Origin of the sequence: Vibrio sp. 070316B, assembly GCF_013114115.1 — a bacterium.
Lineage (GTDB): Bacteria > Pseudomonadota > Gammaproteobacteria > Enterobacterales > Vibrionaceae > Vibrio > Vibrio chagasii_B.
Window position 1 is genome coordinate 1 of the sequence record NZ_VTYC01000017.1, and the last position, 14,173, is coordinate 14,173.

Consider the following 14,173-nt stretch of genomic DNA (forward strand, 5'->3'; position numbering starts at 1 on the left):
ATAAATTATCGATTGGTCACTCAGTTCATTGAAATCAATGTGATTCCTAAGAATCAATTTTTGATATTCATCAACGAGTGCCCACACAGATTGATAGGTTTAAACTGTTAAAGAGCTTTTCCTTTTTGAGCTTCGCTCAAATCGGACGGCCATTTTAGCGATTTAAGCTTTAGTGTCAACCACTATTTTCAAAACTTTTTTCAAGCGCTTGGCTTGGCTAATTTGGCTTGCTGGTTCGTTCAGGTTTCCTAAGAAGCCATCCCGTGTCAGCGAGGTGGCATTATAGAGATTTCGATCACACTGGCAAGCCCTTTTTTAAGTTTTTTTCGTTTTTTTATTCGTTCGATTAAAAAGAACTCAAAACGCCTCAAAAGTAGGCTTTTCTCTTACATATTCTTCAGTTTTTCAGTGAACAAAGAGACTTTTTCCCAGTTTGTGTACTCAACTTCCTTCGTTGTATCCGTTTCACCACCTGTCATATTCATAATAAAGCGGATCATGGTTCTATCGAACCAGTTATAGCGTGGGTAATAGAGGGCACCTGCAAATACACCGATTAAAGTCGGCTGCCATGGAGACTTGATAAGGAACTTCTTAATATAAGCACTGCCTTCTGGTGTATCTTTGCCTTGGTCTTCTTTACGCGCCGTTAAGTTCACGCAGAAGAACGCAACCTTGCTTGATTGCAACTGAGTAAGGTTGGCATCAATAAATTGATATAGCTTCTTATTAAGGTGGCCATAACGAATCGATGCGCCAATCAGCACTCTGTCGTACTGAGCAAAGTCCACCTTGCCAATAGTGTGCAGATCTTGAAGCTCACATTCGAACTCACTCATTTCTTCTTTTATATAGTTCAAGATTTTCTTGGTCTGCCCTTCACGGCTTGAATACAAAAATAACGCTTTTGCCACAATGTTGTCCTTAGCTACGCCAAAACGTAGGGGTCAATAAGATTAATAAGGTGAAGATTTCTAATCGGCCAAACAGCATAGATACGATAAGTACCCATTTTGCTTTGTCGTTCACATCGCCAAAGTGCACCGCGACTTCACCAAGGCCCGGGCCAAGGTTATTTAATGTCGCCGCTACCGCAGAGAAAGCACTCAACTCGTCCATACCAGTTGCAATAAGAGCCAGCATACAAACCACAAACACTAATGCGTATGCAGAGAAGAAGCCCCAGACCGCATCTACAACACGTTGTGGTAGTGCAGAACCGCCAACCTTGATGGTATAGACAGCCCGTGGGTGAACAAGACGCTTCATTTCACGAGCACCTTGCAGAGTAAGTAGTAAGATTCGAATCACTTTCATACCACCACCCGTAGAACCTGCACATCCCCCTATAAAAGAAGAGAACAAAAGCAGTACGGGTAAGAACAATGGCCACTCTGAGAAACCCGTCGTTGTAAAACCCGCGGTCGTAGAGATAGACACGGTTTGGAACAAGGCTTGGTCGAAAGCATCATAGTACGAATCATAAGAGTGGTGATTGAGCAGTAATAAGAAACAAACCAAGAACAGTACTGCCTGAATAAAGATAAAGGCGCGGAACTCAGGATCTTTCCAATAATACTTAGGATGCACACCACCCGAAGCAAATGCAGCAAAATGAAGAGAGTAATTACATGCAGATATAAGCAGGAACACCACGGTAATCATGTTAATAGCCGGGCTGTTGAAATAGCCCATGCTTGCATCGTGAGTGGAGAAGCCACCAATAGCAATAGTAGAAAAGCTATGACTGATTGCATCAAAGAAGCTCATACCGGCTAGCCAAAACGCCACCGCACAAGCAATGGTTAGGCTGAGATAGATGTACCACAGCGCTTTTGCCGTTTCAGCGATACGCGGAGTCATTTTGCTGTCTTTTACCGGGCCTGGAATCTCAGCTCGGTACAACTGCATACCACCGATACCCAGAACAGGAAGAATGGCTACCGCCAATACGATGATACCCATACCACCGAACCATTGCAGGAACTGGCGATAAAACAAGATCGCCTTAGGTAAATCATCAAGGCCGACAATCACCGTCGCACCGGTAGTGGTTAGTGCAGAAAAGGATTCGAAGAAGGCATCGGTTACCGAAACATTGGGGTTATCAGCGATCAAAAACGGCAACGCACCCGCACTACCGATTACCGTCCAAAACAGAACCACAATCAAAAAGCCATCGCGCGCTTTTAACTCATGCTTATAACGTCGGTTTGGAAACCAACACGTCGCACCACAAAATAACAGAACAAAGAAAGTCGTTACAAATGGCACACCCGCACCATCTCGATAGATCAGAGCGACTAACGCAGGTGCGAGCATTGATACACTAAAAAGTGCTAATAATAATCCGACGATTCGAATAATTGAGCGAAATTGCATGAGCTATTGAACGAAGCGAAATGCTTCACACTTCCTAGTTGTCTTTGACTTTCGTTACCAGTGCCTTAGCACCGCTTTTATTGATCATGGTTTGGGTAAACGCATCTACCTGCAGGAGCTCTATCTCAATAATAAGCTCAACTTGCACACCATAATCCGCTTGGACCTCAACAGCCTGATGCTGAGCCATGATGGATTGTGCGATTGGCACAAAGCCATAGTCTAACTCTAGCCGTAATTTTGTGGTTATTTTTTTCTCGATAGTTTGAAGCAGCTTGAGAGCTTGTTGCACTCCGCCACCATAAGCTTTAACCAAACCACCAGTTCCAAGCTTAATTCCACCAGAGTAACGCGTGACGACAGCCGTTAATTCACCCACACCAGATCCAGACAATTGCGCCAAGATAGGCTTACCCGCGGTACCGGAGGGTTCTCCATCATCACTAAAGCCCCAAAGCATTGAGTCTTCAGGTCGACCAGCAACAAAGCCCCAACAATTATGTCGCGCTGAAGCGTGCTCTTTTTTTACCTGCTCCACGAACTGCTTCGCGGCTCCTACACTTGGAGTATGCGCAAGGTGGGTAATAAAGATGCTCTTCTTGATCTCTTCTTCAAACAAAGCTGGAGCTGACGGTATTAAATAAGGCTGTTCATTCATATCGTTAACTTAATTAATAAGAGCGGCGAAGTGTATCACGCGTGAATAATAAGGGTTAGAGGATCTGTGCTATCGCACAATGTTAAACAATTGTTTAAAAAATGTATTGAAATTCATCTTGCAGAGGTACAGACTAAGATAACTGGTCTTACCAGGTATTCTACAATAATAGAAAGACAACAAGATTCTCTCAAACAATCGTGGATTGTATGTCATGGAGATAGACAATGATTTACCAAGCTAACACCCTACAGGTAAAGGAATTACAAGATGGCATTGCAGAATTAAGCTTCTGTGCTCCAGCCTCTGTAAACAAACTCGACCTTGCTACTTTAGAATCACTAGACAAAGCGTTAGACGCTCTTAAAGCTCACGCAGGACTACGTGGTTTAATCTTAACTTCAAACAAAGACGCGTTCATTGTAGGCGCAGACATCACTGAATTTCTTGGTCTATTTGCCAAGCCAGAATCAGAACTTGATGAATGGTTAAGATTTGCAAACTCCATCTTCAGCAAGCTAGAAGACCTTCCTGTTCCAACTCTTTCAATGATGCGCGGCCATGCCCTAGGCGGCGGTTGTGAATGTGTATTGGCAACTGACTTCCGTATCGGTGACAAGACCACCAGCATTGGCTTACCTGAAACCAAACTTGGCATCATGCCTGGCTTTGGTGGTTGTGTGCGCCTGCCTCGCGTTATCGGTGCTGACAGTGCAATGGAAGTCATCACTCAAGGCAAAGCTTGCCGAGCTGATGAAGCACTAAAAATTGGCTTGTTAGACGCGATTGTAGAAACAGACCAACTGCTAGAGTCGGCAATCAATACCGTTTCTCTGGCTGCCAATGAAAAACTAGACTGGCAATTACGCCGCAAACAGAAAACATCAGCATTATCGCTAAGCAAACTCGAAGCGATGATGAGCTTTACCATGGCGAAAGGCCTCGTTGCTCAAAAAGCTGGCCCTCACTACCCAGCTCCGATTACTTCTGTGATTGCGATTGAAGAAGCAGCACGCAGCGATCGTGATGCAGCACTCGATATCGAACGTAAACACTTCATCAAGCTAGCGAAATCTGAAGAAGCGAAAGCACTGGTTGGTCTGTTCCTAAATGACCAATACATCAAAGGTCTTGCTAAAAAAGCAGGTAAGTCAGCAAACAAAGACACTCAACGTGCTGCTGTACTAGGTGCAGGCATCATGGGTGGCGGCATTGCTTACCAATCTGCACTGAAAGGCGTGCCAGTGATGATGAAAGACATCGCACAAGCATCGCTTGATCTTGGTATGAACGAAGCGTCGAAGCTATTGAATAAGCGTCTATCTCGCGGTCGCTTAGATGGCTTCAAGATGGCAGGTATCCTGTCTTCGATTACTCCAAGCTTGCATTACGCTGGTGTTGAGCAATCAGACGTTGTTGTAGAAGCCGTGGTGGAGAATCCAAAAGTAAAAGCAGCGGTACTGAGCGAAGTGGAAGGCCTAGTCGGTGAAGACACTGTACTGACCTCAAATACTTCTACAATTCCTATCAACCTGCTAGCGAAATCTCTGAAACGCCCAGAAAACTTCTGTGGTATGCACTTCTTTAACCCAGTGCACCGCATGCCTTTGGTTGAGATCATCCGTGGCGAGCACACTTCAGAAGAGACGATTAATCGCGTTGTGGCTTACGCAGCGAAGATGGGCAAATCCCCTATCGTTGTAAATGATTGCCCAGGCTTCTTCGTTAACCGTGTACTTTTCCCTTACTTTGGCGGTTTCAGCATGTTGCTACGTGACGGTGCTGATTTCACTAAGATCGATAAAGTAATGGAGCGCAAGTTTGGTTGGCCAATGGGTCCGGCTTACTTACTAGACGTTGTAGGCCTAGACACAGCACACCACGCACAAGCTGTGATGGCGCAAGGTTTCCCAGAGCGTATGGGCAAAGAAGGTCGTGATGCGATTGATGCACTTTACGTTGCTGAAAAATACGGTCAGAAAAACGGTAGCGGTTTCTACACATACAGCGTAGACAAGCGTGGTCGCCCGAAGAAGACCTTCTCTGAAGACATTCTTCCTATCTTGGCTGACGTATGCCAAGCACCACAAGATTTTGATGACCAAACAATTATCCAACGTGTGATGATTCCAATGATCAACGAAGTCGTTCTTTGTTTAGAAGAAGGCATCATCGCGACACCGCAAGAAGCGGATATGGCACTGGTTTACGGTTTAGGCTTCCCTCCATTCCGAGGCGGCGTATTCCGTTACTTAGACAGTGTGGGTATTGGTAACTTCGTAGAAATGGCGAAGGGCTACCAAGACTTAGGTGCAATGTACCAAGTTCCTCAACTATTGCTTGATATGGCTGCGAAAGGCGAAAGCTTTTACGACGCTCAACAAGCAAGTTCTCTGTAACCCACATTTGGAAAAGGAATAGCAAAATGAATAATGTAGTTGTTGTTGATTGCCTTCGCACCCCAATGGGACGTTCCAAAGGTGGAGCTTACCGTCACACTCGCGCTGAAGATCTGTCTGCACATTTAATGAAGGGTATTTTAGAGCGTAATCCAGAAGTTAACCCTTCAGAGATCGAAGATATCTACTGGGGCTGTGTACAGCAAACATTAGAGCAAGGCTTCAACGTTGCACGTAACGCTGCGCTACTGGCTGGTTTACCAATTGAGATTGGTGCCGTCACAGTTAACCGTTTGTGTGGTTCATCTATGCAAGCTCTGCATGATGCAACTCGCTCAATCATGGTTGGTGATGCGGAAATTTGCCTAATCGGTGGTGTGGAACACATGGGCCACGTACCAATGACACACGGTGTTGATTTCCACCCTGGCATGTCAAAGAACGTAGCAAAAGCTGCAGGTATGATGGGCCTAACCGCTGAAATGCTTGGTAAGCTGCATGGCATTAGCCGTGAAGACCAAGATGCATTCGCTGCACGTTCACACGCTCGTGCACAAGCAGCAACGGTTGAAGGTCGTTTTAAAAACGAAATTCTACCGACAGAAGGTCACGCTGCTGACGGTTCACTGTTTACTCTAGATTACGATGAAGTGATTCGCCCAGAAACCACGGTTGAAGGCCTATCTCAGCTGCGCCCTGTATTTGACCCTGCCAACGGTACAGTAACTGCAGGTACTTCATCAGCTCTATCTGATGGTGCATCGGCAATGCTTATCATGAGTGAAGAAAAAGCTAACGCACTGGGTCTTAAGATTCGTGCTCGCGTTAAGTCTATGGCTATCGCAGGCTGCGATCCTTCAATCATGGGTTACGGCCCAGTGCCTGCAACTCAAAAAGCGCTTAAGCGTGCAGGTTTAACAATTGAAGACATGGGTGTGATTGAGCTGAACGAAGCATTTGCGGCACAATCTCTACCTTGTGCTAAAGACCTAGGTCTACTGGATGTGGTTGACGAAAAAGTGAACCTTAATGGCGGTGCCATTGCACTAGGTCACCCTCTAGGCTGTTCAGGCTCTCGTATCTCTACAACCCTAATCAACCTAATGGAAGCGCAAGACGTGAAATACGGATTAGCAACCATGTGTATTGGTTTAGGCCAAGGTATTGCAACGGTATTTGAACGCCCATAGCACTCATCGACGGTAATATTTGTCGGATAATCTTAAGTGCAGCTATCTTTATATAGCTGCACTTTTTATTTCTAGCTATCAGACAAACGATAGGTTCGTTCAGCAAACTCAATCAGGAGGAAAGTAGCCAACGACATCTATGCATAAAACGCATAGATTCAATGTTGATGTTTCATTATTTTTTCTACAACGATTCAACTAAAGTTACTTCAGTTTCCTAATATTTCTCCCATGGAGCAGATCATGTTTAAAGCACTTGTACTAAACCAAGAAGACAAAAAAACTATCGCATCAGTTTCTCAAATTGAAGAGTCTCAATTACCAGAAGGTAACGTGAAGATCGATGTAAGCTACTCTTCTTTGAACTACAAAGATGGTTTGGCGATTACAGGTAAAGGGCGCATTGTTCGCAACTTCCCTATGGTTCCTGGTATCGACCTTTCTGGTGTAGTTTCACAATCTGATGACCCTCGCTACAAAGCAGGCGACGAAGTGGTTCTAACTGGTTGGGGTGTTGGTGAAGGTCACTGGGGTGGCATGGCTGAGAAAGCAAGCCTAAACGGTGACTGGTTAGTACCAATGCCTAAAGGCTTAGACGCTAAGAAAGTAATGGCGATTGGTACAGCAGGCTTCACTGCTATGCTTTGTGTTCAAGCTATTGTCGATGCAGGTATCAAACCTGAAGACGGTGAAATCCTAGTGACTGGCGCAAGTGGCGGTGTAGGTAGCGTATCTATCACTCTACTAAACCAGCTAGGCTACAAAGTAGCAGCAGTAACAGGTCGTGCTTCAGAGAATGGTGAGCTACTAAAATCACTAGGTGCAACTCGCATTGTTGAGCGTGCTGAACTAGAAGAGCCAGCGAAACCACTTGAGAAACAAATGTGGGCTGGTGCTATCGACACTGTAGGCAGCAAAGTACTTGCGAAAGTATTGGCACAAATTGATTACAACGGTGCGGTTGCAATCTGTGGTCTAGCAGGTGGCTTTGACTTACCAACAACGGTAATGCCATTCATTCTACGTAACGTTCGCCTGCAAGGTGTTGATTCTGTTATGTGCCCTCGTGAAAAACGCATTAAAGCGTGGGAACAACTGGCTGAATTACTACCTGAGTCTTTCTACAACAGCGCGACAAAAGAAGTATCTCTAGATGACGCGATTCAAGCGGCAGAAGACATCACTAATGGTCAAATTACAGGCCGTGTAGTTATCAAGCTGTAATCGCTCGCACTCTAAAAGCAACACGTAATAAAATAAAAGGGCTGAACATGTGATCAGCCCTTTTTGCTATCTGCTATTTACTCTAACCCAAGCCGACATCGGCAATCCGCTTTTGAATTAACTCACCACACTCTTCTTTGACTACTCTTCTCAACCATTGTTGTGATGCAGAAGAGTCGCAGCGTGAATGCCAAATCAACGAGTAATCAAATGGCATAAACTCGAATGGCAGCGGCTTAACGACTAAGTCATAACGCTCTGCAACCAAGTATGCCAAATCAGCAGGTACCGTAATCACTAACGGCATTCTATCGACAATCGCCAATGCCGCTTCAAGATGATAAGCACGCAGTACCATTTTTCTGGGTTGTTGATTGGCTAAAGCATTGTCCAATAAAGCCTTTACACCATCACTGATCGCAATCATCGCATGAGGCAAAGAGACATAATCTTCAAGGCTCAACGAGTTGTCTGCCAAGGGGTGATTTTTAGAGAGTAAGCACGACACCCCCACAGGGCCAAGGACCTCTTGATGAAGTGGTACAACACTGCCACTTGGTCGGCAAATCGCCATATCGACGCGCTCGGTACTAAGCTGCTTAAACAAATGCTCATGCTGCAGCGGGGCGAATTCTAAAGAGATATTCGGTGCTTGCTCATAAATCTTCGGCAGTGCATACGGCAAAATGGTTTGCATCGCATAATCAGTGGTCGCAATTAGAAAGCGTTCACTGCAATAGTAAGGGTCGAAATCACTAGGGCTAAGGAGTTGACGGAATGATTCCAAAGGCTGATCAATTCGCTGGCTGATCTCGAGCGCTTTTTTGGTCGGAATAAGGTGTTGGCCCTGACGAGTAAACAGAGGATCGTTGAGCAGGTCTCTTAAGCGCCCGAGTACTCGGCTGGTTGCCGACTGACTCAAGTTAAGACGAAGCGCGGCCTGGCTAACGCTACCCTCTTCAATCAATACCTTTAAAGCGACCAATAAATTAAGGTCTCTACGATAGATGTCTTCTAATTCCACGCCACTTACCTAGCTGAATACAATGATCATTGTTCACTAACTTGTTTATAGCATGCTTTAGATAAAAAAAATCCCGCAATTACGCGGGGAAGCCCAAGAAAATTTGGGGATAGTGTCGGAATGTCGTATCGGAATTTGTTTGCTGTACTTAGGTTAGTGCTCTTGCTCTTCGGCTACACTCTGCCAACGGCGCATCTCAACCCAAATACCAATAATCGTTGCTACTATGCCAAAAATAGGCATCAGTGAGGTCTCTGTCGATGAGCGTAAAACTAACGCACAAAAAGAAATAAAACAGAGAACCGAATAAATTGTTAATCTATCTAATCCTGTCAACATCGCCACTCCTTAGCTAGTTGCCTTTGTTTCAAGTTGTTATCAACTTGTTAACTAAGTTATAGGAAATGATTCTGTTTGCCAAGCACTTATTGCATATTTTTTCTGCAGACGTATTATTCACACGTTAGATAGATATAGAGATACAAACCATGACATTCAAACCTGAACTGGCAACCCATACTTTAGAAGCTGAAGGCCTGCGTTGCCCAGAGCCAGTAATGATGGTCAGGAAGACAATTAGAAACATGCAGGATGGCGATGTGTTACTGGTAAAAGCTGACGATCCGTCGACCACTCGAGATATCCCGAGCTTTTGTCGATTCATGGATCACCAGTTGGTAGGCCAAGAGACAGAAACGCTGCCATACCAGTATTTGATCAAAAAGGGATTGGAGGCTTAACGCCCCACCGAGAATCAAACATCAAAAAAAGCCGCTGGTACCTTATGTTCTCAAGCAGAACTCAGAGTACCAGCGGCTTTTTGTTTATTCATCTCTAGACTTGGTTTGCAGATAATCAAGCTGTTGTTGTAACGCTCGAATGTCTTTACGCATCGGAATAATATGTGCGACTCGAATCCAAGCCTCAACTGCAAGTCCAGTCATGATCATAGCGCCGGCGACCATTGGTAGCCACATGTCCGTCAGCACCATGCCTAATAGTGTAAGAGCAAGACCAAAGGTAAATAGATAGCTTTGGCTTTGTGGAGTAATACCCATATAACGCGTCAACATAATCATGCCCTCGTGTTCTAAACTCACAAGATTAAAATATCATGACAAGTATGACAGTTATATGTCCATTCGCTCGATAAAACCCACAATTCTGTAAGAGTATGACCTACAACACATTACTCCACTGGTTGAGTATAATAAGACTCAAAACACTCATGAGTAAAACGCAGCAGCGATAGCCAAACCAACAAATAACAGGGCTGTGATCTTACGAATCAGATCGAGAGGCATCTTATCTGCCGACAGCTTACCAATGATCACCACAGGTACGTTCGCCAGCAACATGCCTATGGTTGTACCCAGAATCACCCACGCCAAAGCATCGGCGTATTGTGCCCCTAGAATAGAAGTCGCAATCTGAGTCTTATCACCAATTTCAGCGATAAAAAACGCAATGAAGCTGGCAACAAAAGGACCACGGTTTGAGATCTGTTCGTCATCATCGAGCTTATCGGGAATCAGAATCCAGCCCGCCATTGCAATAAAGCTGACCACCAGCACCCATTTTAAAACTTCTGGCGATAAGTAATCGGCGACGACCACACCGAGCCATGCTGCAAGAGCATGATTGGCTATGGTGGCAAAGAAGATGGCTGCAATGATAGGTATCGGTTTTCGATATCGACTGGCTAATAAAAGGGATAGCAACTGGGTCTTATCACCGATCTCGGCTAAGGCGACAGTTGTAATTGAAATTGCTAAAACGCTCACGACATGCTCATTTGGGATGGAGATTATTATATTTAACCAAAGACAAACCTCGCGCCCCATCCCGGTTCACGATGCTTGTCTAAGGTCTTGCTAAGCGCCACCAAGGTGGTGGTTGCCTCGAACGCCATGATGATTTTGCATCAATTATGTTGACGAACGAACTCATTCACTAGGATATGAACAAGTAAGCTACTCCCCAAAGACCGCGAGATTCTAATCACCCACGTAGTCAAAAACAAGTGTCAAACTTATCAAAATATCTACTTGCACCGAAAAACAAACATTAAAGGCAAAAAAATCCATTAAACGACATTTTAGACCACTAATTAAACAAGATTACCCCTACTCGCTTTACGAATATCTCGGTATACTCAGAGGTTATTTTTCTCATTCATTTAAAAGAATCGCGCGAACCTGACTATGCAAAAATACGATATCAAAACCTTCCAGGGAATGATCCTCGCGCTGCAGGATTACTGGGCTCAAAACGGTTGTACCATTGTTCAACCTCTAGATATGGAAGTAGGTGCAGGCACCTCTCACCCAATGACATGTCTACGAGCACTTGGCCCAGAGCCAATGTCTACAGCTTACGTTCAACCTTCTCGTCGTCCGACCGATGGCCGTTACGGTGAAAACCCTAACCGTCTGCAGCACTACTACCAATTCCAAGTAGCGCTAAAACCATCGCCAGACAATATCCAAGAGTTGTACCTAGGCTCACTAGAGGTTCTTGGTGTTGACCCACTTGTTCACGATATTCGCTTCGTTGAAGATAACTGGGAAAACCCAACACTAGGCGCATGGGGCCTTGGTTGGGAAGTATGGCTAAACGGCATGGAAGTAACTCAGTTTACTTACTTCCAACAGGTTGGCGGCCTAGAGTGTAAGCCAGTAACTGGCGAGATCACTTACGGTATCGAGCGTCTAGCAATGTACATCCAGGAAGTAGATTCTGTTTACGACCTAGTATGGAACGTAGCACCAGACGGTTCTAACGTGACTTACGGTGACATCTTCCACCAAAACGAAGTTGAGCAATCAACATACAACTTCGAACACGCAGATGTAGATTTCCTATTCACTTTCTTCGATCAGTGCGAGAAAGAGTGTAAAGAGCTACTTGAGCTTGAGAAGCCACTTCCGCTTCCAGCTTACGAGCGTATTCTAAAAGCAGGTCACGCATTCAACATCCTTGATGCGCGCAAAGCAATCTCTGTAACAGAGCGTCAACGTTACATCCTTCGTATCCGCAACCTGACTAAATCAGTTGCTGAGGCGTACTACGCGTCACGTGAAGCGCTTGGCTTCCCAATGTGTAAGAAGGACAAATAATCATGGCGAAGAATTTTCTAATTGAACTGGGTACTGAAGAGCTACCACCAACGCAACTTCGCACTCTAGCAGAAGCATTCGCGGCAAACTTCGAAGCTGAGCTAAAAGGCGCAAACCTAGCGCACGAAGGCGTGAAATGGTACGCAGCACCTCGTCGTCTTGCTCTTAAAGTAGCAGCACTGGCTGAAGGCCAAGAAGACAAAGTTGTTGAAAAACGTGGCCCAGCAGTTTCTGTCGCATTCGATGCTGACGGCAACGCAACAAAAGCGGCTCAAGGTTGGGCTCGTGGTAACGGCATCACGGTTGAACAAGCTGACCGTCTAGTAACAGACAAAGGCGAATGGCTTCTTTTCAAACAAGAAGTAAAAGGCCAAGCAACGTCTGAAATCGTTGTTGATCTAGCGGCTAAAGCACTAGGTAACCTGCCTATCGCTAAGCCGATGCGCTGGGGTAACAAGACGACTCAGTTCATCCGTCCGGTTAAAACACTGACTATGCTGATGGGCGCTGACCTTATCGAAGGTGAGATCCTAGGCGTAGCATCTGGCCGCACTATCCGTGGTCACCGCTTCATGGGTGAGCAAGAGTTCACTATCGATTCTGCAGAGCAATACCCAGCGATCCTAGAAGAGCGCGGTAAAGTAATGGCAGATTACGAAGCGCGTAAAGCAATCATCCTTGCTGATGCTGAAAAAGCAGGTGCTGCTGTCGGTGGTATCACTGAGCTAGAAGATGATCTAGTAGAAGAAGTAACGTCTCTGGTTGAATGGCCAGTAGTACTAACAGCGAAGTTTGAAGAAGAGTTCCTAAAGGTGCCTTCTGAAGCCTTGGTTTACACCATGAAAGGTGACCAAAAATACTTCCCTGTTTACGATGAAAACAAGAAGCTACTTCCTAACTTTATCTTCGTATCGAACATCGAGTCTAAAGAGCCTCGCCACGTTATCGAAGGTAACGAGAAAGTGGTACGTCCACGTCTTGCTGATGCAGAGTTCTTCTTCAACACAGACCGTAAGCGTCCTCTGATCGACCGTCTTCCAGAACTAGACCAAGCTATCTTCCAAAAGCAACTTGGTACTATCAAAGACAAAACAGACCGCATCACAGAGCTTGCTGGCTACATCGCTGAGCAAATCGATGCTGACGTTGAGAAGTCTAAGCGTGCAGGCCTACTGGCTAAATGTGACCTAATGACCTCTATGGTATTCGAATTCACGGATACTCAAGGTGTAATGGGCATGCACTACGCGACTCACGATGGCGAAGACGAGCAGGTTGCACTAGCACTTTACGAGCAGTACATGCCTCGTTTCGCGGGTGATGACCTACCAAGCACTGGTATTTCTTCTGCAGTAGCAATGGCAGACAAGCTAGACACTATCGTAGGTATCTTCGGTATTGGCCAAGCTCCAAAAGGTTCTGACCCATTCGCTCTACGTCGTGCATCACTAGGTGTGCTACGTATTATCGTTGAAAACGGCTACAACCTAGACCTAACGGAGCTGATCGCAAAAGCGAAAGAACTACTAGGCGACAAGTTAACCAACGACAACGTAGAAGCTGACGTTATCGACTTCATGCTAGGTCGTTTCCGTGCATGGTACCAAGATGCTGGCTTCAGCGTGGATATCATCCAGGCAGTACTAGCTAACCGTCCAACTAAGCCAGCTGACTTTGACCAACGTGTTAAAGCGGTTTCTCACTTCCGTGAACTAGAAGCGGCAGAAGCACTAGCAGCAGCGAACAAACGTGTAGGTAACATCCTTGCGAAATTCGATGGTGAGCTAGCAGCTGATATCGATCTAGCCCTTCTTCAAGAAGATGCAGAGAAAGCACTGGCTGAAAACGTTGCCGTAATGACAGAAGCACTAGAGCCAGCATTCGCTACAGGTAACTACCAAGAAGCCCTAAGCAAGCTAGCAGCTCTACGTGAGCCTGTTGATGCGTTCTTCGATAACGTAATGGTTATGGCTGATGACGAAGCGCTTAAGAAGAACCGTCTAACGCTACTGAATAACCTACGTAACCTGTTCCTACAGATTGCTGATATCTCTCTACTGCAAAAATAAGTGCAAGTGAGGAAGCTGTTCAAAGCGATGCTCTGAGCAACGAAAGGTAAATACCCAAAGGGAAGCGAAAGCTTCCCTTTTTGTTTTTGTGAACCAAGCATTTGTTTG

13 protein-coding genes are annotated in these 14,173 nt (G+C 45.4%); 6 read left to right on the top strand and 7 right to left on the bottom strand.

Translation table 11 applies throughout. The features are described from left to right. Positions 1 to 386: 386 nt before the first annotated feature. From hemG to F0251_RS13955, 3 genes are read right to left on the bottom strand one after another with little or no spacing between them, the layout of a single operon-like run. Positions 387 to 914 carry a menaquinone-dependent protoporphyrinogen IX dehydrogenase gene (gene hemG, locus F0251_RS13945; RefSeq protein WP_061033935.1) on the bottom strand — a complete coding sequence of 176 codons (528 nt, stop codon included), beginning with the start codon at positions 912 to 914 and terminating at the stop codon, positions 387 to 389. 10 nt (positions 915 to 924) lie between these two features. Then, complete coding sequence (locus F0251_RS13950) at positions 925 to 2,382, bottom strand: TrkH family potassium uptake protein (RefSeq protein WP_008223210.1); 1,458 nt, start codon at positions 2,380 to 2,382, stop codon at positions 925 to 927. 34 nt (positions 2,383 to 2,416) lie between these two features. After that, positions 2,417 to 3,040 carry a YigZ family protein gene (locus F0251_RS13955; protein WP_061033936.1) on the bottom strand — a complete coding sequence of 208 codons (624 nt, stop codon included), beginning with the start codon at positions 3,038 to 3,040 and terminating at the stop codon, positions 2,417 to 2,419. A gap of 227 nt (positions 3,041 to 3,267) precedes the next feature. Here F0251_RS13955 and fadB point away from each other — a divergent pair, with 227 nt between their 5' ends. The 3 genes from fadB to F0251_RS13970 all read left to right on the top strand — a co-directional run bounded on the left by fadB (position 3,268) and on the right by F0251_RS13970 (position 7,853). Then, a complete protein-coding gene (gene fadB, locus F0251_RS13960) occupies positions 3,268 to 5,439 on the top strand; it encodes a fatty acid oxidation complex subunit alpha FadB (RefSeq protein WP_061033937.1) in 2,172 nt (723 codons plus the stop codon). A gap of 26 nt (positions 5,440 to 5,465) precedes the next feature. Beyond that, complete coding sequence (gene fadA / locus F0251_RS13965; protein ID WP_061033938.1) at positions 5,466 to 6,629, top strand: acetyl-CoA C-acyltransferase FadA; 1,164 nt, start codon at positions 5,466 to 5,468, stop codon at positions 6,627 to 6,629. 243 nt (positions 6,630 to 6,872) lie between these two features. Next, a complete protein-coding gene (locus F0251_RS13970; protein WP_061033939.1) occupies positions 6,873 to 7,853 on the top strand; it encodes an MDR family oxidoreductase in 981 nt (326 codons plus the stop codon). Between the two features lie 82 nt (positions 7,854 to 7,935). Here the strand turns inward: F0251_RS13970 and F0251_RS13975 are convergent, their stop codons facing one another. Both F0251_RS13975 and F0251_RS13980 read right to left on the bottom strand, forming a co-directional pair. Further along, complete coding sequence (locus F0251_RS13975; protein ID WP_105057711.1) at positions 7,936 to 8,877, bottom strand: LysR family transcriptional regulator; 942 nt, start codon at positions 8,875 to 8,877, stop codon at positions 7,936 to 7,938. A 153-nt stretch (positions 8,878 to 9,030) separates the two neighbouring features. Further along, positions 9,031 to 9,216: a hypothetical protein gene (locus F0251_RS13980; protein WP_105057710.1), complete on the bottom strand. Its 186-nt coding sequence runs from the start codon at positions 9,214 to 9,216 to the stop codon at positions 9,031 to 9,033. Positions 9,217 to 9,365: 149 nt separating this feature from the next. On the opposite strand from F0251_RS13980, the gene tusA reads away from it, so the two are divergent. Then, positions 9,366 to 9,617 (top strand): sulfurtransferase TusA, encoded by a 252-nt coding sequence (gene tusA, locus F0251_RS13985; RefSeq protein WP_004739242.1) that lies wholly within the window; start codon positions 9,366 to 9,368, stop codon positions 9,615 to 9,617. A gap of 84 nt (positions 9,618 to 9,701) precedes the next feature. Here the strand turns inward: tusA and F0251_RS13990 are convergent, their stop codons facing one another. After that, positions 9,702 to 9,956, bottom strand: a complete 255-nt coding sequence (locus F0251_RS13990; RefSeq protein ID WP_008223224.1) for a hypothetical protein — start codon at positions 9,954 to 9,956, stop codon at positions 9,702 to 9,704. Between the two features lie 147 nt (positions 9,957 to 10,103). Next, positions 10,104 to 10,661 (bottom strand): TMEM165/GDT1 family protein, encoded by a 558-nt coding sequence (locus tag F0251_RS13995; protein WP_004739245.1) that lies wholly within the window; start codon positions 10,659 to 10,661, stop codon positions 10,104 to 10,106. Positions 10,662 to 11,081: 420 nt separating this feature from the next. Between F0251_RS13995 and glyQ the strand changes: the two genes are divergently transcribed. Beyond that, on the top strand, positions 11,082 to 11,996 hold the full coding sequence (gene glyQ, locus F0251_RS14000) for a glycine--tRNA ligase subunit alpha (protein ID WP_017632669.1): 915 nt from the start codon (positions 11,082 to 11,084) through the stop codon (positions 11,994 to 11,996). A 2-nt stretch (positions 11,997 to 11,998) separates the two neighbouring features. Continuing rightward, positions 11,999 to 14,065 carry a glycine--tRNA ligase subunit beta gene (glyS, locus tag F0251_RS14005; RefSeq protein WP_171731203.1) on the top strand — a complete coding sequence of 689 codons (2,067 nt, stop codon included), beginning with the start codon at positions 11,999 to 12,001 and terminating at the stop codon, positions 14,063 to 14,065. Positions 14,066 to 14,173: the final 108 nt, after the last annotated feature.

Excerpts from the sequence above, each read along its gene's own strand:
- F0251_RS13980 (WP_105057710.1), bottom strand. The coding sequence starts at position 9,216 with ATGTTGACAGGATTAGATAGATTAACAATTTATTCGGTTCTCTGTTTT.
- fadA (WP_061033938.1), top strand. The coding sequence starts at position 5,466 with ATGAATAATGTAGTTGTTGTTGATTGCCTTCGCACCCCAATGGGACGT.
- tusA (WP_004739242.1), top strand. The coding sequence starts at position 9,366 with ATGACATTCAAACCTGAACTGGCAACCCATACTTTAGAAGCTGAAGGC.
- glyQ (WP_017632669.1), top strand. The coding sequence starts at position 11,082 with ATGCAAAAATACGATATCAAAACCTTCCAGGGAATGATCCTCGCGCTG.
- glyS (WP_171731203.1), top strand. The coding sequence starts at position 11,999 with ATGGCGAAGAATTTTCTAATTGAACTGGGTACTGAAGAGCTACCACCA.
- F0251_RS13990 (WP_008223224.1), bottom strand. The coding sequence starts at position 9,956 with ATGATTATGTTGACGCGTTATATGGGTATTACTCCACAAAGCCAAAGC.
- F0251_RS13970 (WP_061033939.1), top strand. The coding sequence starts at position 6,873 with ATGTTTAAAGCACTTGTACTAAACCAAGAAGACAAAAAAACTATCGCA.
- F0251_RS13955 (WP_061033936.1), bottom strand. The coding sequence starts at position 3,040 with ATGAATGAACAGCCTTATTTAATACCGTCAGCTCCAGCTTTGTTTGAA.
- fadB (WP_061033937.1), top strand. The coding sequence starts at position 3,268 with ATGATTTACCAAGCTAACACCCTACAGGTAAAGGAATTACAAGATGGC.
- F0251_RS13950 (WP_008223210.1), bottom strand. The coding sequence starts at position 2,382 with ATGCAATTTCGCTCAATTATTCGAATCGTCGGATTATTATTAGCACTT.